The sequence below is a fragment of the Nonomuraea gerenzanensis genome (genome assembly GCF_020215645.1).
GTDB classification, from domain to species: Bacteria; Actinomycetota; Actinomycetes; order Streptosporangiales; family Streptosporangiaceae; genus Nonomuraea; species Nonomuraea gerenzanensis.
In genome coordinates, this window is the sequence record NZ_CP084058.1 from 9,409,378 (window position 1) to 9,426,659 (window position 17,282).

The 17,282-nt window shown below is 70.6% G+C and carries 20 protein-coding genes, 2 tRNA genes and 1 riboswitch; of the genes, 8 read left to right on the forward strand and 14 right to left on the reverse strand.

What is annotated here, in order from left to right; all coding sequences use genetic code 11:
- Positions 1-143: 143 nt before the first annotated feature.
- On the reverse strand, positions 144-1,010 hold the full coding sequence (locus LCN96_RS43695; RefSeq protein ID WP_225268274.1) for a helix-turn-helix domain-containing protein: 867 nt from the start codon (positions 1,008-1,010) through the stop codon (positions 144-146).
- 233 nt (positions 1,011-1,243) lie between these two features.
- Here LCN96_RS43695 and LCN96_RS43700 point away from each other — a divergent pair, with 233 nt between their 5' ends.
- Positions 1,244-1,720 (forward strand): ATP-binding protein, encoded by a 477-nt coding sequence (locus tag LCN96_RS43700; RefSeq protein WP_225268275.1) that lies wholly within the window; start codon positions 1,244-1,246, stop codon positions 1,718-1,720.
- Between the two features lie 17 nt (positions 1,721-1,737).
- On the opposite strand, the gene LCN96_RS43705 is transcribed toward LCN96_RS43700, so the two are convergent.
- The 3 genes from LCN96_RS43705 to LCN96_RS43715 all read right to left on the reverse strand — a co-directional run bounded on the left by LCN96_RS43705 (position 1,738) and on the right by LCN96_RS43715 (position 3,453).
- A complete protein-coding gene (locus LCN96_RS43705; protein WP_225268276.1) occupies positions 1,738-2,238 on the reverse strand; it encodes a DinB family protein in 501 nt (166 codons plus the stop codon).
- A gap of 11 nt (positions 2,239-2,249) precedes the next feature.
- On the reverse strand, positions 2,250-2,981 hold the full coding sequence (locus LCN96_RS43710; RefSeq protein WP_225268277.1) for a hypothetical protein: 732 nt from the start codon (positions 2,979-2,981) through the stop codon (positions 2,250-2,252).
- 100 nt (positions 2,982-3,081) lie between these two features.
- Complete coding sequence (locus LCN96_RS43715) at positions 3,082-3,453, reverse strand: DoxX family protein (protein ID WP_225268278.1); 372 nt, start codon at positions 3,451-3,453, stop codon at positions 3,082-3,084.
- Between the two features lie 147 nt (positions 3,454-3,600).
- Between LCN96_RS43715 and LCN96_RS43720 the strand changes: the two genes are divergently transcribed.
- On the forward strand, positions 3,601-4,044 hold the full coding sequence (locus LCN96_RS43720) for a helix-turn-helix transcriptional regulator (protein ID WP_225268279.1): 444 nt from the start codon (positions 3,601-3,603) through the stop codon (positions 4,042-4,044).
- Between the two features lie 34 nt (positions 4,045-4,078).
- On the opposite strand, the gene LCN96_RS43725 is transcribed toward LCN96_RS43720, so the two are convergent.
- Entirely contained in the window at positions 4,079-4,225 is a 147-nt protein-coding gene (locus LCN96_RS43725) for a hypothetical protein (protein ID WP_225268280.1), read from the reverse strand.
- A 425-nt stretch (positions 4,226-4,650) separates the two neighbouring features.
- A tRNA-Pro gene (locus tag LCN96_RS43730) sits at positions 4,651-4,727 on the reverse strand.
- 89 nt (positions 4,728-4,816) lie between these two features.
- Between LCN96_RS43730 and LCN96_RS43735 the strand changes: the two genes are divergently transcribed.
- Positions 4,817-4,890: transfer RNA gene (locus LCN96_RS43735), tRNA-Gly, on the forward strand.
- Positions 4,891-4,908: 18 nt separating this feature from the next.
- Here the strand turns inward: LCN96_RS43735 and LCN96_RS43740 are convergent.
- Positions 4,909-5,397 (reverse strand): DUF5946 family protein, encoded by a 489-nt coding sequence (locus LCN96_RS43740; RefSeq protein WP_225268281.1) that lies wholly within the window; start codon positions 5,395-5,397, stop codon positions 4,909-4,911.
- A 68-nt stretch (positions 5,398-5,465) separates the two neighbouring features.
- Between LCN96_RS43740 and LCN96_RS43745 the strand changes: the two genes are divergently transcribed.
- Together LCN96_RS43745 and LCN96_RS43750 are read left to right on the forward strand one after the other, a co-directional pair.
- A complete protein-coding gene (locus LCN96_RS43745; RefSeq protein WP_225268282.1) occupies positions 5,466-6,092 on the forward strand; it encodes a nucleoside/nucleotide kinase family protein in 627 nt (208 codons plus the stop codon).
- 24 nt (positions 6,093-6,116) lie between these two features.
- Positions 6,117-7,463: a TrpB-like pyridoxal phosphate-dependent enzyme gene (locus LCN96_RS43750; protein WP_225276193.1), complete on the forward strand. Its 1,347-nt coding sequence runs from the start codon at positions 6,117-6,119 to the stop codon at positions 7,461-7,463.
- A gap of 76 nt (positions 7,464-7,539) precedes the next feature.
- Here the strand turns inward: LCN96_RS43750 and LCN96_RS57550 are convergent, their stop codons facing one another.
- Positions 7,540-7,617: a 50S ribosomal protein bL37 gene (locus LCN96_RS57550; protein WP_372513659.1), complete on the reverse strand. Its 78-nt coding sequence runs from the start codon at positions 7,615-7,617 to the stop codon at positions 7,540-7,542.
- Positions 7,618-7,762: 145 nt separating this feature from the next.
- Here LCN96_RS57550 and LCN96_RS43755 point away from each other — a divergent pair, with 145 nt between their 5' ends.
- From LCN96_RS43755 to LCN96_RS43765, 3 genes are all read left to right on the forward strand, one after another.
- A complete protein-coding gene (locus tag LCN96_RS43755; protein WP_225268283.1) occupies positions 7,763-8,542 on the forward strand; it encodes a DeoR/GlpR family DNA-binding transcription regulator in 780 nt (259 codons plus the stop codon).
- Positions 8,539-9,615, forward strand: a complete 1,077-nt coding sequence (galT, locus tag LCN96_RS43760; protein WP_225268284.1) for a galactose-1-phosphate uridylyltransferase — start codon at positions 8,539-8,541, stop codon at positions 9,613-9,615. The genes LCN96_RS43755 and galT overlap by 4 nt, the downstream gene beginning before the upstream one ends.
- Before the next feature lie 68 nt (positions 9,616-9,683).
- A riboswitch (cyclic di-AMP (ydaO/yuaA leader) is annotated at positions 9,684-9,828 on the forward strand.
- A 5-nt stretch (positions 9,829-9,833) separates the two neighbouring features.
- Entirely contained in the window at positions 9,834-10,862 is a 1,029-nt protein-coding gene (locus LCN96_RS43765; protein WP_225268285.1) for a coiled-coil domain-containing protein, read from the forward strand.
- On the opposite strand, the gene LCN96_RS43770 is transcribed toward LCN96_RS43765, so the two are convergent.
- The 6 genes from LCN96_RS43770 to LCN96_RS43795 all read right to left on the reverse strand — a co-directional run bounded on the left by LCN96_RS43770 (position 10,859) and on the right by LCN96_RS43795 (position 17,170).
- Positions 10,859-12,013, reverse strand: a complete 1,155-nt coding sequence (locus tag LCN96_RS43770; RefSeq protein ID WP_225268286.1) for an alpha/beta hydrolase family protein — start codon at positions 12,011-12,013, stop codon at positions 10,859-10,861. The genes LCN96_RS43765 and LCN96_RS43770 overlap by 4 nt on opposite strands.
- A 17-nt stretch (positions 12,014-12,030) precedes the next feature.
- On the reverse strand, positions 12,031-13,446 hold the full coding sequence (locus tag LCN96_RS43775; protein ID WP_225268287.1) for a S41 family peptidase: 1,416 nt from the start codon (positions 13,444-13,446) through the stop codon (positions 12,031-12,033).
- Positions 13,443-14,492 (reverse strand): ABC transporter permease, encoded by a 1,050-nt coding sequence (locus LCN96_RS43780; protein WP_225268288.1) that lies wholly within the window; start codon positions 14,490-14,492, stop codon positions 13,443-13,445. Before LCN96_RS43780 ends, LCN96_RS43775 begins: the two co-directional genes overlap by 4 nt.
- Complete coding sequence (locus LCN96_RS43785) at positions 14,489-15,370, reverse strand: ABC transporter ATP-binding protein (RefSeq protein WP_225268289.1); 882 nt, start codon at positions 15,368-15,370, stop codon at positions 14,489-14,491. Before LCN96_RS43785 ends, LCN96_RS43780 begins: the two co-directional genes overlap by 4 nt.
- Before the next feature lie 129 nt (positions 15,371-15,499).
- On the reverse strand, positions 15,500-15,862 hold the full coding sequence (locus LCN96_RS43790; RefSeq protein WP_225268290.1) for an MmcQ/YjbR family DNA-binding protein: 363 nt from the start codon (positions 15,860-15,862) through the stop codon (positions 15,500-15,502).
- A complete protein-coding gene (locus LCN96_RS43795) occupies positions 15,863-17,170 on the reverse strand; it encodes a M50 family metallopeptidase (RefSeq protein ID WP_225268291.1) in 1,308 nt (435 codons plus the stop codon). It lies immediately after the preceding gene.
- Positions 17,171-17,282: the final 112 nt, after the last annotated feature.

Genomic DNA, 17,282 nt, shown 5'->3' on the forward strand with positions numbered 1-17,282 from the left:
ACGAGTGATCGCGGGCGCGTCCAATCGGTACGGCTCGCGCGCCGCGCCCACATGAGCGGTGTTGGGCATGCTCCGCAACGGCGGCATCCAACGCCGATGGCCAGTCTAGGGCAGATGCACACCCAACCACGACGCCGCCGCCGTCAGAACTCCTCCGCGATCGCCCTCAGGAGCTCGATCGTCTCATCCGGAGTGGTGCTCACGGCGCACAGCCGCTCCATCACCTCGGTGTAGCGGTCCACGTCCTCACGCTTGTCCAGGTAGAGCGCGCTGGCGAGCTGCTCCACGTACACGACGTCGGGCAGGTCGGTGTCCGGGAAGCGCAGGATGCTGAACGCCCCGCCCTCCGCGCTGTGCCCGCCGAAGCTGAACGGCATGACCTGGATGGTGATGTTCGGCTGGCGCATCAGGTCGACGAGGTGCTCGATCTGCGCCCTCATCACCTCGGCCCCGCCGATGGGCCGCCTGAGCGCGGCCTCGTCGATCACGGCCCAGAAGACCGGCCCGTCCGGCCTGTCGAACATCCGCTGGCGCTCCAGCCGGAGATCCACCCTGCGGGCGATCTCCTCCGCCCCGATGCCCGCCGCACCGGCGGTCACCACGGCCCTTGCGTACTCCTTGGTCTGCAACAGTCCTGGCACGAACTGGACCTCGTAGGTCCTGATCCTGGCGGCGGCCTCCTCAAGGCCGACGTACGCCTGGAACCACGTGGGCAGGACGTCGTTGAACCGGTGCCACCAGCCAGGCTCGTTGGCGGTGGCGACCAGATCGAGGACGGCGGAGCGAGCCTGCTGATCCACGACCCCGTACAGGGTCAGCAGGTCCGCCACGTCGCGTTCCTTGAACCCCACCCGGCCGAGTTCCATTCGGCTGATCTTGGATTCCGACCCCCTGATGAGGTGGCCGGCCTCCTCGCGAGTGACGTTCTTCGCTTCCCTGAGCTTGCGCAGCTGGGAGCCCAGGAGGATGCGCAGCGCCGTCGGCCCGGAACCCGGCTGGTTCTGCGTCACTTTGCCTCCTATCAAGGTCCGCACACACAGTGACACCACATTGCCGGGTATGACAAGGTCTCAACCTCGTGTCCGGATTCGGAGATTTATCCCCAAAACGTCGCTTGCTCCTGCACATTGCAACTGCACGTGCATTTGGGTCTTGCAGGTGCCGCGTTCGTGACCCATGATGGCTTAGTGCATATTGGGCCAAACATGCACTAACCAAGGCTGAACGGGGAGGTATCGGCGGCATGGTGGAGGACCCTCTGGCCACTGCCGATTGCCTGCAGATAACCCGGGAGGTGGGCTTCGACCGCCTCCTCACGGGTGGCAAGCCGTACACGACCTCGTGCCCGTTGCCCTTCCAGGCCGACTCGGTGAAGACCGCCAGGGACGTCACCCGCAGGACACTGCGCGGCTGGGGCCTGCACGACCTGAGCGACGACGCCGCGCTGGTGGTCTCCGAGCTGGTGACGAACGCGGTCAGATACGCGATGTACGCGGCCGGCCGCAGGGAGATCGAGCTGCTGCTGATGCGGGTGGCGCCTCACGTGCTGCTCGCCGTGGCCGACCCCAGCGACGAGGTGCCCCGGCCCAAGGAGCCCGACTTCATCTCCGAGAACGGGCGGGGCCTGTACATCGTCGAGACCTACAGCCAGTGCTGGGGCTGGGACCCGCTGGCCCGCGGCGGCAAGGCCGTCTGGGCGCTCTTCCGCGCCGACGCCTGACGGTCGCTCCCTCTTCGCTACTCGCCGGTCACGCCGTCGATGCGCTCGCGCAACAGGTCCGCGTGGCCGTTGTGGCGGGCGTACTCCTCGATCATGTGTACGAGGATCCACCGGTGCGTGCACTCCTGCCCGTTACGGTCACCCACCGCGTCCAGCGGCTTGGCGTCCGAGATGGCCCGGGCGAGCCTGATCTCCTCCTGCCACGTGTCGAACGCCTCCTTCGCCGAGGCGGTGTCGACCTCCTTGAAGTCGGCGTCGTTGTCGCGGTCCTTGTCCCACAGCTTGGGCAGGTCCTCGCCGTTGAGCACCCGGCGGAACCACGAGCGCTCGACGTGCGCCATGTGCCTGACCAGGCCCAGCAGGGAGAGCGTCGAGGGCGGCGCGGAACGCTCGCGCAGCTGCTCCTCCGACAGGCCGTCGCACTTGACGGCCAGCGTGCCGCGGTGCCATTCGAGCCAGTTGTTCAGCATGGTCCGCTCGTCGCCGGCGTAGGGGGGAGGGGTTCTGTCGTCTGTCACGAGCCCCGACCCTATCCCCCGCCTCCCCGGTGCCTGACCCGGCTCTCCCGCTGGAGCAGCAGGTACGCCGCCTCCCGTACGGTGTCGTCCCTGACGTTGGCCACGAACTCCTCCGGCGTGCTCCCGCACAGGTGACGCAGGGCCGCGGAGCCGTCCAGCAGCGACTGGATCAGCGCCGGCTGCGCGGTCAGGCGGCGGGGGCGGCCGTCCTCTCTGGCGGCGACGCAGCCGTGCCTGCCCTCGTACACGAAGGGCGGCGGCAGCCGCGTGCCGTCCTCCAGGGTGACGGGGCGGGCGAGCGGGGTCCTGCGGTAGTTCGGCTCGGTGAGGTCGAGCGCGGCGAGCTGGTGCTCGTCCAGCCAGAGCACGAACAGCCTGGACGCCTCCCCCGGCGTCTCGATGGGCGCGGCCGGCACGTAACCCCACCTGCTCACGTGCGCGGACACGCCGGGCGCGATCCCCGGCACCTCGGCCACCGTCATCGGGACCACCGGCCGTACCCCGTGGTCGCGGAACTTCCTGCGCAGCTGGCTCGGCGCGGCGTTCGAGCCGACCGCCACGACGCGGTGGCGCGCGTCCAGCGGCGCCTGTCCCAGCGACGCCAGCAGCGCGGCGATCGCCGCGCCGCCCTGCCGCCACTCGTGCGGTACGTACGCGTCGTCCGCCAGCACCCCGGAGCCGGGCGGGATCCGGCCGGGGTAGGTGAGCGGGAAGGCCATCGGGTCGTCGGCGAAGAGCTCCACGCCCCCAGCATGCCCACCCGAGGACCACCTCTCAGAAGGCTCGCCCGATCTCTCAGGACGCTCGCCCGATCTCTCAGAAGGCTCGCCCGGAAACCGCCTCTCAGGACGCCCGCCCGGAAACCGCCGACAGCAGCCGCTCCGCGCTCTCCTTACGCCCCCACGCGACGAGCAGACAGAGCACCAGCAGAACCAGCGGCAACGCCACCCCGCCCTTGGACACGAACGCCTCGGTCAGCACGGCGCCCGCCATCAGCCCGGCCAGCGCCAGCCCCGCCGCCCCGGCCAGCCGCGGCACCAGCAGCGCCACCGCCCCCACCACCTCCAGCACCCCGACGAGGATCCGGAACCAGTCACCGAACCCGATCGCCTCGAACGTGGAGACCGACGGCTCGGCCCCCGCGAACTTCCCCAGAGCCGCCATCACGAAGAAGCCGGCCACCGCGATCTGCAGCACCCACAGGACGACACGCATGCGCGTTCCCTCCTCGTCGTTGTCGATGCCACCGACGCTAGGCACCGCGGCGAGCCGGCGGAATCGGCCTACCTGCCCACCAGGGGTGTACCTGGCTGCACCCCGCCGCGTGGACAGCACCGCCGTTCGCAGGGCAGGCTGTAGGGCATGGCCTCCCAACCTGACCAGCGCCTACGCGAGCTCACCCTGCTGCGCCGCGTGCGTGACAGGATCGACCGCGACTACGCGCAGCCGCTGGATGTGGAGGCGCTGGCGCGCGGCGTACACCTCTCGTCCGGGCATCTGAGCCGGCTCTTCCGCGCCGCCTACGGGGAGTCGCCCTACAGCTATCTGATGACCCGGCGCATCGAGCGCGCCATGACCCTGCTGCGGCGCGGCGACATGTCGGTCACCGAGGTCTGCTTCGCGGTCGGCTGCTCGTCCCTGGGCACCTTCAGCACCCGCTTCTCCGAGCTGGTCGGCATGTCGCCGAGCACCTACCGCCGCCTGGCGGCCGGCGACGCGGCCGGTCTGCCCAGCTGCGTCGCCAAGCAGGTCATGCGGCCGATCAGGAACCAGGAGGCGTCGCCCGACGGCGTCCGGCTGACGTGAGCGGCGGTGGGTTCTGCCCGGGTGCCTGCCGGGGTCAGTGGCAGCGCCGGTCGAACCCCGCTTCATGGGGTCCGTCGAAGAACCGTACGATGACGCCCTTGTACCCGTCCCGCCAGGAGCCGCTCGGATTGACGTAGACGGTGCCGGAGAGCTCGGCACCTTCGACACCCTCGAGCGCCACCAAGGCGTAGTGGCGGGCGATCTCAGCGTCGGGCAGGTTCGTGAGCAGGGGCAGGTGGACCAGATAGTCGCAATGATTGCTGTTGCCCTACTGGACCGTGTGGGTGGCGATGAGGGCCAGGAGCGCCAGGCACACGAAGAACGGCAGCCTGCTCCATTGCTTCGGTAACTCCTTCTGGGCCGCCTCGGTCAACACCATGCCGGTCTCCGGACTCTTCGATGATCAGTACGGGAGCGGCACTGCAACGGAATCCAGCGCCGCCTTCCTCCGCGTCCCTGTCGATCGCTCACCGCTGGGACACCCTGTGCATCATCCCCCGCCGACGGGTGTCCAGCACAGTGCTGCAAGCCGCCTACGCCGGAGGCGAGCGCGGTCACGTATGGACAAGCGAAAGGCCCCTCCCGCATCGGGAGGGGCCATCGAGCTGGTCGGGGCGACAGGATTTGAACCTGCGACTTCTTGCTCCCAAAGCAAGCGCGCTGCCAAGCTGCGCCACGCCCCGTCTCGCCGAGTGCGCATGCGCTCCGGGACTCCGGTACGCTTACGCCCTGACGACCGGATGAAGTCTAGACCAGAGTTCGACCGGTTCGCGCGGACGTAGCTCAATGGTAGAGCCCTAGTCTTCCAAACTAGCTACGCGGGTTCGATTCCCGTCGTCCGCTCCAGCACGGCGAAGGGCCAGGTCAACCCCGGGAGGGGGAGCCTGGCCCGAGGCTTTTCCAGGCCTCCTCGGTCGCCTCGGCGAGGGAGCGCATCCGCTCGCCGTACGTGTCGTGTCCGTCGAGGATGAAGCCGCCGTCGCCGTACGGGAGCTCGCAGAAGCTGGTGCGGAAGCGGGCGGGAGGGCCGCCGGCGGGCAGCGGGGCGTACGGGTTCAGGGGCGTCATGTCGTAGCTTGCCCTGGCTCGGTGGTTGTTGCGGGCCACCTGGTGGGCCCGGAGCCGCTGGACGGCGTCGAGGCCCTGGTCCAGGTAGAACTGGAGCCAGCGGAACTGGCTGTCGAGATACTTCTCGTGCCCGCGTGCGGGGTGCTGGAGGAGGTAGACGCAGACCACGACCGCGTGCCACCGGTACATCTCCGGGTCGAGCTGCTCCTCTGCCAGGATCGTGTTGTAGTAGTCGGCGCACAGGCCGAGCGGGCCCGCTGTCGCGCCGCAGTCGCATTCCGCCATGGCGGGCACCCTAGCGAGGCCGTCACGGGTGCGTCGACGGCATTTCGGGCGCTCGTAAGCTGTGCTCGATGCGTGTGCGACCGATCTCCCGTGAGGCTCTCGTCGAGGAGCTGGCCGAGCTGATCTCAGCCCGGCCGCAGGGCTCGTGGGTGCGCGTGGCCGTGGACGGGGCTCCGCCCGCGCGGCCGGGGGCGCTGGCCGACGAGCTCGTGGCCCCGCTGCGGCTGCGCGGGCGGCCCGTGTTGCGGGTGTCGGCGGGTGACTTCCTGCGGCCCGCGTCGTTGCGGCTGGAGTACGGCAGGACGGATCCCGACGCCTACTACGACGACTGGCTCGACGCCAAGGCGCTGCGCAGGGAGGTGCTGGATCCGCTCGAACCGGGAGGGTCGGGGCGGGTGCTGCCCGCACTGTGGGACAGCGGGATCGACCGGGCCTACCGGGTGCCGTACACCGAGCTGCCATCGGGCGGGGTGGTGCTGGTGGACGGGGCGTTGCTGCTGGGGCGGGGGCTGGCGTTCGAGGTGAGCGTGCACGTGTGGCTGTCGCCGAAAGCGCTGGAGCGGGGGACGGGCGAGGGCGAGCGCTGGACGTTGCCCGCCTACGAGCGCTACGAGCGGGAGGCCCGGCCCCAGGAGGTGGCGGACGTCGTCGTACGGGCCGATCATCCCGAAAGGCCCGCTGTGCTGGTCCGGTGAGCGTCCCCCGATCGCTCGGCATCTCTGGCGAGTCGCACGCGGGCGGCGCAGACTGAAGCGATGATCCCTGGCGACTGGTACAACATCGTTCCTGATCTGCCCGCCCCGCCCCCTCCGCCGCTGCACCCCGCCACCCGGCAGCCTGTGGGCCCCGCCGACCTGGCGCCGCTGTTCCCGATGGAGCTGATCGGTCAGGAGGTCAGCGGCGAGCGGTTCATCCCGATCCCTCAGGAGGTGCTGGACGTCTACCGGCTCTGGCGGCCGACGCCGCTGATCCGGGCGCGCCGGCTGGAGCGGTCGCTGGGCACTCCGGCCAGGATCTACTACAAGTACGAGGGCGGCTCCCCCGCCGGCTCACACAAGCCCAACACGGCCGTGCCACAGGCGTACTACAACGCCCGTGAGGGCGTGCGGCTGCTGACCACGGAGACGGGCGCGGGTCAGTGGGGCTCGGCGCTGGCGTTCGCGTGCTCGCAGTTCGGGCTGGAGTGCCAGATCTGGATGGTGCGGGCGTCCTACGACCAGAAGCCGTACCGCCGCTCGCTCATGCAGGTGTACGGCGCCACCGTGCACGCCAGCCCGTCCCCCGTGACGGGCGCGGGCAGCAAGATCCTCGCGGACGATCCGGCCTCCCCCGGCAGCCTGGGCATCGCGATCAGCGAGGCGGTCGAGGTGGCCGGCGCGACGCCCGACGCCCGGTACGCGCTCGGCTCCGTGCTCAACCACGTCCTGCTGCACCAGACGGTGATCGGCGAGGAGGCGCTGGCGCAGCTTCCCGAGCTGCCGGACCTGGTCATCGGCTGCACCGGCGGCGGCTCGAACTTCGCCGGCCTGGCCTTCCCCTTCCTGCGCGAGAAGCTGGCCGGGCGGATCGGCACGGTGTTCAGGGCGGTCGAGCCGGAGGCGTGCCCGTCGTTCACGCGTGGCTCCTACGCCTACGACTTCGGTGACACGGCCGGCTTCACGCCGCTGCTCAAGATGCACACGCTGGGGCATTCTTTCGTGCCCGATCCGATCCACGCCGGTGGGCTGCGCTATCACGGCATGTCGCCGCTGCTGTCGCACATGTACGACCTGGGCCTGTTCGAGGCGGTCACCCGCGCCCAGAACGAGTGCTTCGAGGCTGGTGTGCGCTTCGCCAGGACGGAGGGCATCCTGCCCGCGCCCGAGCCCACGCATGCGCTGGCCGAGACGATCGCCGAGGCGCTGCGTTGCAAGGAGAGCGGTGAGGAGAAGGTCATCCTGACCGCGCTGTGCGGTCACGGTCACTTCGATCTGGGCGCCTACGATCGGTATCTGGCGGGCGAGCTGGAGGACTACACGCTGCCCCAGGAGCGCATCGACCAGGCCCTGACCGAGCTGCCAGGCTGAACAAGGGGCGATCGGCCGAGCGCGAGTGACCCGCTGAAGGTGGATGGCCGCCCTCTCCCGCAAGGGCGGCCGCCCGTCATCGGGCCGTGGGCCGCTTGCCGTGGTTCGCCTTCTTCTTCTTGCGTGCCCTGCCCTTGCGTGCGCGCCTGGCCATAAGCTCGCCTCCGGTGAATCTCCGGTGATCGGTGAGCCCCCACCGTCCCCCGTCGCGCTGACCAGCGCAAGCGTTCCAGCGCTAACTAACATTCCCCAACAATTCCGTGTCATAATTTGGTGGAATCTGTTGGAAGGAGCGGGGCGTGCTCGCACAGCAGCGTCAGCAGGCGATTCTCGAACGCGTGCGCAGCAACGGCGGCGTCCGGGTGGCCGACCTCGTCCGCGAGCTCGGCGTCTCCGACATGACCATCCGTCGCGACCTCGAGGTGCTGGCCGAACGCGGGCTGCTGGAGAAGGTGCACGGCGGCGCGACCGCGCTCGGCCCCGGCTCGACCGAGGAGCCCGGGTTCACCGCCAAGTCCGCCCGGCAGCAGCAGGAGAAAGAGGCGATCGCGCGGCACGCCGCCACGCTGGTCCGTCCCGGCACGGCCGTGGCGCTGTCGGCGGGCACCACCACGTGGGCGCTGGCGCACCACCTGATCGGCGTGCCCGAGCTGACCGTGATCACCAACTCGATCCCGGTCGCCGACGTCTTCCACCGCAACCCGCGCGCCGACCGCACGGTCGTGCTGACCGGGGGCGTACGCACGCCGTCCGACGCCCTGGTGGGCCCCGTCGCCGTGGCCGCGATCCGCCGCCTGCACGTGGACACGCTCTTCCTGGGCGTGCACGGGATGAGCGTGCGCGCCGGGTTCACCACTCCGAACCTGCTGGAGTCCGAGACCGACAGGGAGCTGGTGACGGCCGCGACCCGGCTGGTCGTCCCCGCCGACCACACGAAGTGGAACACGGTCGGCATCAGCACCATCGCCGAGCTGAGCGAGGCCGACGTGGTCATCAGCGACGCGGGGTTGCCGGAGGACGCACGCACCGAGCTGGCCGAACGGGCCGGAGAACTGATCATCGCGGAGGGCACCCCTTGAAGCGCACCATCACCCATCTGGCCGACGGCCGGGAGCTGATCTACTTCGACCGGCGTGACGACGCCGACAGGAGCGCGATCGACCGGCGGACGCTCGGCCCCCGGCCGGTGGCGTCGGAGATGCGGTACGACCCGCTGACGGAGGAGTGGATCGCGATCGCCGGGCACCGGCAGACGCGCACGTTCCTGCCGACCGGCGGCACGGCCGAGTGCCCGCTGTGCCCCTCGTCCGACACCCGGTCGACGGAGATCCCCGCCCACGACTACGACGTGGTCGTGTTCGAGAACCGTTTTCCCTCCTTCTCCACAAATTTCGGGACTTATGAGGAGCCGGGCGGGCTGAGCGAGGTCCGTCCTGGCGTGGGGCGGTGCGAGGTGGTGTGCTTCACCTCCGATCACGACTCCTCCTTCTCCAAGCTCCCCGACTCCCAGGTGGAGCTGGTCATGGAGGCGTGGGCCGACCGTACGGCCGAGCTGTCCCAGATCGAGGGCGTGGAGCAGGTGTTCTGCTTCGAGAACCGGGGCGCCGAGATCGGCATCACGCTGGCCCATCCGCACGGCCAGATCTACGCCTACCCCTACGTCACCCCCAGGACCAAGCTGCAGCTCGCCGCCGCCGGCCGCTACACCAAGGGCAACCTGTTCGCCGACGTGCTGGCCGCCGAGCGGGAGGCGGGCACGCGGGTGGTGGCGAGCAACGAGCTGTGGACCGCGTTCGTGCCGGCCGCCGCGCGCTGGCCGTTCGAGGTGCACGTGTATCCGCACCGGCAGGTGCCCGACCTTGCGGCGCTGACGGAGGAGGAGCGGGCGGCGTTCGCACCCCTCTACACCTCCGTGCTGCGCGCGTTCGACGGATTGTTCGACATGGTGATGCCGTACATCTCCGCCTGGCACCAGGCGCCGGTGCGGGCGGGCAGGGAGCTGGGATACCTGCACCTGGAGCTGTTCAGCATCAGGCGGGCGGCGAACAAGCTCAAGTTCCTGGCCGGCTCGGAGTCCGCGATGGGCGCCTTCGTGAACGACGTTCTGCCGGAAGAGGCGGCCCGGCTGATTCGATCACAGATTGATCACTAATAGATTTCTACTTAAGGTCGCATGACCCGTGATCTACCACTAATATCCCCATATGCATCGGCCGTAACGGTCGTAGTACGCCTAATCCCGGGCGCCTCGCCCGGGAGCCGGGGACCCAAACCGCACCTGGGGTGAATCCGCTACGGCGGTAGGGAATCGCACCTCCCATGCCCGAACCCGTCAGCTAACCCGGCCGGCAGAGGGAGAGGAACATCTACGTGGCGGCTTCGTCCCCCGCGATTCTTGCCATCGGCCTCATCACCGCCACCGCCGTCACCCTGTCGGCGTCCCCCGCCACCGCCATGCCGGCGACATCCGCCACCGCCGCCGCCCTGTCGGCGGCATCCGCCACCGCCGCCGCCACCGCCGCAGCAGCGCCCAAGCCGACGGAGTCCGAGCTCCGCGCCCAGCTCAAGCAGCTCAACAGCAAGGTCGACAAGCTCATCGAGCAGTACAACCTCAAGCGCGTCGAGCTGGCCAAGGCCCAGGACGCCGCCAAGGCCGCCGCGGCCAGGGCGGCAGCGGCGGAGCAGACGCTGGCCGCCGCCGAGCAGCGAGTCGCCGACATCGCCCGCCTGCGTTACCAGAACGGCGACCCCTCCGCGCTGCCGGGCTTCATGCTCCCGACGGACGCCGGCACCGCGGCCCTGCTCGAACAGCTCACCGCCGAGCAGCAAGCACTCGTCGCGACCGTGGCCAAGGCCCGCGACGACAAGAAGAAGGCCAGCGAGGAGGCCGCCGCGCTGACCGAGCGGATCAAGTCGGACGCCGCCAAGGTGGACGAGCAGCGCGACGAGGCCGAGGACGTCATCGACGACATCAAGGACAAGCTCCAAGACCTCGTCCCGTTCGGGACGGGCCGCAACGCCAACGGCACCTGGGCCCCCGAGCTGCCCACCGGCTCCGACAACATCACCGCCCGGACCCGGCTGATGAAGGCCCAGGTGGAGAAGAACTTCTCGCTGCCGTTCACGGTCGGCTGCTTCCGCTCGGGCTCCAGCGGCGAGCATCCGCTCGGCCGGGCCTGCGACTTCATGATGAGCACGGGCGGCTCGATGCCCTCGGCCGCCAACAGCGCGCTCGGCGACCGGATCGCGGCCTGGGCGATCGCCAACAAGGACAAGCTCGGCGTGAAGTACGTGATCTGGAAGCAGCGCATCAACCAGGGCTCCGGGTGGCGGGCGATGTCGGACCGCGGCAGCGTCACCGAGAACCACTTCGACCACGTGCACATCTCGATGAACTAGGACGCCCCGCACGCCGAGGGACAGAACCTGGCCTCCGGGTGACGCGACGACGGCTCGTCCAGGATCGGCTGCCGCTGCCCCTTCAGGTGCCGGTCGAGGAAGGCGGCCACGTACGTGCGGGTCAGCTCGGCGGCGCGCTGCGCGGGCAGGGTGCCGTAGGCGGGCGTGACCCCGAGCGAGCCCTGCAGCAGCGGCCCGTCGGTGAACGACTGGTGCTCCGCCCCCGTCAGCACGATCCACCGCTTCCACCCGCTCAGCAGCTTCCAGTCACGCTCCCAGGACGGGTCCCGGCCGCCGGGCACGTGCTGCGGCGTGCCCAGGAACAGGAACGGCCGGGAGAACCCGCTCTTCGGGATGCGGGCGTAGGTGGTGCCGTCCATGTCGATCCCCGCGCGGATGCGCGGGTCCCGCAGCATGGACGCGACGGCGCCGGCCCCGCCGATCGACTGGCCGACCATGGCGGTCCTGGAGCGGTCGAGCACCCCGGCGCCGTCCCACTCCGACGGCAGCCGGTCCAGCACGAACGACACGTCCGCCGCCCGGCCCAGGACCACGCCCGTGCCGAAGCCGGGGTCGGCGTCGCTGTCGCACGCCAGGCACTCCGCGACCGTCCCGTCGGCCAGGGTGGTGGCGTAGCTCTCGTAGGGGTGGTCGACGCCGGCCACGACGTAGCCGCGGCTGGCCAGGTCCTCGGCCAGGGACGTGAGCGTGCTCACCGGCTTGGTGAAGCCGGGCGAGAGCACCACCAGCGGCAGCCCGCGGCCGGTGGGCGCGGCGTCCGCGACGGCGTTCGTGCCTGTCCTGCTGAGTGTGTCGGGCGGGACGGCAGCGCTGCCCAGCTTCTTCAGCATCAGCTCCGACTCCTTGGGCGACATGTACGGCGCCCGCCGCCCCTCCCGCTGCTCCGTCGGGTACCAGAGCGTGACCTTCAGCTCCCTGGCCTCGGCGTCCAGGTTCCACGGGTCGGGCCGGGAGGTGTCCTTCAGGTGCAGGACGGTCGTGCCGACCGGCCGGTCGCCGGTGGGCGCGGGCAGGGTCGCCGGGCCGGAGGGCGGCGGCGACACGGCGGCGGGCCTGGGCGGGGTGGGCGCTGTGCAGGCGGAGGCCGCGAGGACGGCCAGCCCGGCGAGCGCCACCGCGATCGGTCTCATGTGGCGATCCGTTCTGTTCACTTGCGCAGCAGGGTCAGGGCCTGGGCCAGGGCGGGGTCGCGGCCGGCGGCCGCGTCGCGCGGGGTCTGGACCACGTGGTGGTCGGGCGGCACGCCGATCCGGTCGATCACCTCGCGGTTCGGGCCGAGGTGGTGCTTGGTGGGGAAGCTCAGCACGGTGTTGTCGGCGAGCAGGAACGGCTCCGCCGGCCCGGAGATCACCCCGGCTGTCCTGGTGCCGACCAGCCGGCCGATCCGCAGGTCCTTGACGGCGGAGGCGACGTGCTCGCACGCCGAGGCGCAGCTGCGGTCGGTCAGCACGGCCAGCGGTAGCCCGACCAGCTCGACGGTGTCGTCGGTGCGGAAGACCTCGCAGGCGCCGTCGGCGGCGCACTGATGGCCGGTGACCTTCCCGTGGGCGAACCCGCTGACCAGCCGCATCGCCTCCTTCGGCTGGCCGCCGTTGTTGCCGCGCAGGTCGAGCACGACTCCGGTGAGCGTCCTGCCGGTACGCAGCCTGGCGATCGCGTTCAGTGCCCGCTTCGCCGAGTCGGGGGCGAAGCCGGACACCCGTACGTAGGCGACGCCGCCGTCCAGCAGCCTGGACCGGACCACTTGCAGGGAGGCGAGGTCGCGCGGGTAGAGGCCGGGTTCGAGGGTCACGGTCCAGCGGCGGCCGGTGCTCTCCCGCAGCAGCCGGAGCCGTACCGGGCGCGCCTCCGGGTAGCGCGGGTAGAGTGCGGCGATCGCGGGGGTGGGCTCGCCGTCGATGAAGGGCGCCGAGCCGTTGATCGACTCGATGACGTCGCCGGGGCGCACCCCGGCGGCCCGCGCCGCGCCGCCCTCCACGGCGGTGACGAACAGCGGGGGCAGGCCGGCGCCCGGGTTGATGTCCACCTGGGGACCGTTGACGTTCGCCGTCAGGCCCAGGCCGTAGCCGTCGCCGTCGTAGTAGTCGGGGTGCCGCCCGGAGGCGTGCGCCCAGCGGGCGTGGTTGTCGCCGAGGGCGGCCACCATCGCGTCGAGGGCACCGGTGACGAGCTTGCCGCGCAGGTCGGGGACCTGGTCGGTGACCTGCTTGACCACGGTCTCGAAGGCCGCCCAGTCGGCCTTCCTGTCACCGGTCAGCGCGGGCATGGTGGCGTCGGGCACGTCGCGCCCGCCGCGGTTGAGCTCCTGCGTCAGGGCGACGAAGGCGGCGGTCAGCAGCGAGCGGGCGTCGAGCGTGGCCGCGCCGTAGTAGCGGTCGAGGATGCAGAAGTAGGCCTGCTCGACGATGTCGATCGTGGTGGGCCGCTGCGCTCCGACGGGTCCCTGGGGGCGGGCGCAGGCCGTGCCTGTCGCGGTGCCGGCCTGGCTGCGCGGCGGCGCCGGCGCGGTGCAGGCCGCCGCCAGGAGCAGGGCGAGCCCGGCCGCCACCGTCCTGACGGTCATGACAGCCGCCTTCTGACCCACCAGAAGGACAGCCCCGTCAGGCCGAGGGTGAGCAGGGCGTACAGGCCGGTCTCGATCCACTGCAGCGGCCAGAACCGCTCCAGCGGCTGGTAGGTGGCCTGCTGCCGGTAGCCGAGCCGGTTGACCTCGACCATGCACGCCTCCCCGCCCTGCGGCCCGGCGCCCGACTGGGAGCAGGGGCCCGAGGTGGTGGAGACGGGGATGGGTGCGGGCTCGCCGCTGGGGGCGATCACGCGTCCCGACGGGTCGACGAGATCGCTGGACAGGGTCCAGGAGCCCGTGTGCCCGGGGATGGCCGATTCGATGGCCAGGGAGAAGGAGCCGTCGCGGCCCATGTTCAGCCCGTCGACGTTCTGCCTGCCGAGCTCGAAGGTGGCCGTGACGGGAGGGATCAGGTAGGGCCTGACCAGGAGCGGCACGGCGATCTGGACGGTGGCGAAGACGAGCAGGGTGAGTGCCATGGCGGCCAGGGTGCGGCGGACGAACATGCCCACGGTCACGCCGAGGGCGAAGGCGAAGGCCGCGTACCCCAGCGGGGCGATGCCGCGAGCGCTGAACACCAGCGGGTCCATGAGCGCGAACCCCTCGGGCGCCGACTGGTCCAGCGGCCCCGACCACCAGGTCACCGCCAGTCCGCTCACCCCGGCGGCGGCCATCGCGACCAGGCCGGTGAAGCCGAGCTTGACCGCCAGCCACCTGGTCCTGGTGATGCTCTGGTTCCACACCAGCTGGTACGTGCCCGCCTCCAGCTCGCGGGTGATCAGCGGAGCCCCCCAGAAGAGCCCGACCAGGGCGGGCAGGATCAGCACGACCAGGGTGCTCGCCAGGAACGGGATCTCGTAGTCCTGGAAGAACCGGTCGTAGAACAGCTCGCAGTCCTCGCCGCGGACGCAGGAGCCGACACCGCTCGCGTGGTCGGCGGCCAGCTGCGAGCCGGTCAGCAGCAGGATGGCGGCGAGCAGCACGAGCAGGGCCGCCGTCATGGTGGCCGCGCCGCGCAGCTGCCGCCAGGTGAGCCAGATCATCGTGCGGCCTCCAGGGCGAAGCGCCGTTCGGCGGTGGCGTTGTCCATGTAGGCCAGGACGAGGTCCTCCAGACTGAGCCGACCGGCCGTCCAGGCGGGGCCGGGGGGCGCGGCGTCGCCGTACACGACGAAGGTGCTCTGCCGGTCGGTGTGCCGGGCGGAGACGACGCGCCTGCCGTCGGGCAGGGCGCCGTCGCGGGGGCCGGTGAGCCGGTGGTGGCCTGCCAGCAGGTCCTCGGTCCGGCCCGCGACCTGCACGCGCGAGTCGACGAGCACGATCAGGTAGTCGCAGGTCCGCTCCAGGTCGGAGACCAGGTGGGAGGAGAGCACCACGCTGAGCCGGTGCTCGGCGGTGGCCTCCATCAGGCTCTGCAGGAACTCGCGGCGGGCCAGCGGATCGAGGGAGGCGACCGGCTCGTCCAGGATCAGCAGCTCGGGCCGCTTGGCCAGGCCGAGGGTGAGGGCGAGCTGGGCGCGCTGGCCGCCGGACAGTCTGCCCGCGCGGTGGGCGGGGTCCAGGCCGAGCCGTGCCAGCCGCCCCTGCGCCAGCGGGGCGTCCCAGCGCGGGTTGAGCCGGGCGCCCAGCCGCAGGTGCTCGGCGACGGTCAGGGCCGGGTAGACGGGGGTGTCCTGGGCGACGAAGCCGACCCTGGCCAGTTGTGCGGGGCCGGCTGCGGGCCGGCCGCCCAGCACGCCGATGCCGCCGGTCGTGGGCTCCAGCAGGCCGGTGGCCAGCTTGAGCAGCGTGGTCTTGCCTGCGCCGTTGGGGCCCACCAGGCCGACGACGTGGCCTCGGGGGATGTCGATGGTGCAGTCGCGCAACGCCCAGCGCCTGCCGTACCGCTTGCCCAGTCCGTGTGCTTCTAAGACAGCACTCACGTCGTTCCTCCATTTATCTAGTGTCCTAGCACTTTAGGAAGACAGATGTAGGGAGACGGTAAAGAGCGAGGGGCAGCCGTCAGCGCGGCGGCGCGGGATCGCCGTCGCGTCACGTGAGCGATGGGAAGATCAGGGCATGCGGGCGATGAGGGACTTGGGCGCGATACGGCGGTAGGCGTCGGACACGATCTCCGCCACCTCGTCCCAGTCGACATCCGGCACGTCGAGGTAGACGCCGAGCCAGCCGCGGTGCCCGACGTACGGCGGCCGGAAGAACCGCTCGGGGTCCTCCGAGACCAGCTCCTCCTGCGCGCCGGGAGGAGCGGCGCACCAGAACGCGAGCCGGTCGTCATGGTGATGGTCGGCGAACATCACGAAGGTCTTCTTGCCCCTGACGAACCACGTCGGCTCCCCGTGCGAGAGCCGCTCGGTGGTCTCGGGCAACGCCAGGCACAGGGCCCGCAGCCGCTCCAGCGCGTCCACGGGCGGCACTCAGTTCGTCAGCGTGAGCGGGTTGACGAGGTCGGCGTAGACCAGCAGGCCCGCCATGATCATCATGACGATCGCGATCGCGTACGTCAGCGGCAGCACCTTCGCGATGTCCACGTAGGCGGGCTCCGGCCGCTTCATGAGCCGGGCGTAGCCCCGCTTGACGCCCTCCCACAGGCCGCCCGCGACGTGGCCGCCGTCCAGCGGCAGCAGCGGGATGAGGTTGAACATGCCGATCGCCAGGTTGAAGCCGGCCAGCAGGTTGACGAAGATGGCGATCTTCTTCTCGGTGGTCAGGGCGTCGGAGGCGAGGATCTCGCCGCCCATGCGGCCCGCGCCGACCACGCCGACCGGGCCCTCGGGGTCGCGCTCCTCGCCGGAGAAGGCGGCGTGCCAGACGCCGACCATCTTCTCCGGCAGGTTCAGCAGCGAGCTCGCCACCCTGCCCGTCAGCTCGCCCATGTAGCCGATGACCTGGCCGATGCTCTGCTGCTGCATCACCTCGGTGGGCAGCACACCGAGGAAGCCGACGTTCTTGTCGATCTTGTCAGGGTCCTGCAGGTTGGGGCGGTCCTGGGCGATGAGCGTGACGCTCAGCGTCTGCGGCTTGCCGTCGCGGACGATGCCGACCTGCACCGGGCCGGGACCGTGGGAGCGGATCAGCCGGGTGGCGTCCTCCCAGGAGCCGATCTTCTGGCCGTTGAAGCTGACGATGTGGTCGCCGGGCTTCATGCCCGCCTGCGCGGCCGGGGTGGGCTTGTCGGCCGCCGTGCACTGGGTGCGCTGCTCGGAGATCGGGATCACGCACGTGTTGGTGTCGGGCGAGACGATCGGCGCCCAGGTGGGCAGGCCGATGCCGACCAGCAGGATGGTGAAGAAGATGAAGGCGAGCACGAAGTTCATGGCCGGGCCGCCGGACATGATGATGACCTTCTGCCACCACTTCTTGCGGTAGAAGACGCGGTCCTCGTCGCCGGGGCGCACCTCTTCCTGGGCGGCGTCGCGGGCCGACTCGATCAGCCCCTGCCACGGGCCCGTCGCCGTGCTCCTGAGCCTGCCCGGCTCGTCGCCGGGGCGCGGCGGCAGCATGCCGATCATGCGGATGTAGCCGCCGAACGGGATCCACTTGATGCCGTACTCGGTCTCGCCCCTGCGCCGGGACCACGCCGTGGAGCCGAAGCCCACCATGTACTGGGTCACCTTCACGCCGAAGAGCTTGGCCGGCACGAGGTGGCCCACCTCGTGCAGCGCGATGGAGACCATCAGGCCGAGAAGGAACAGGATGATCCCCACGACGTAGAGCCAGTTCATCTAGGCGCGCTCCCCGGCAGACGACAACAGACGAAAGGACCGACAGCCCCAGAGTAGTCGAACTCCCCACGGCTCATGGCGTACTGCTTTTCCTCGGCATTGACAGCTTGCG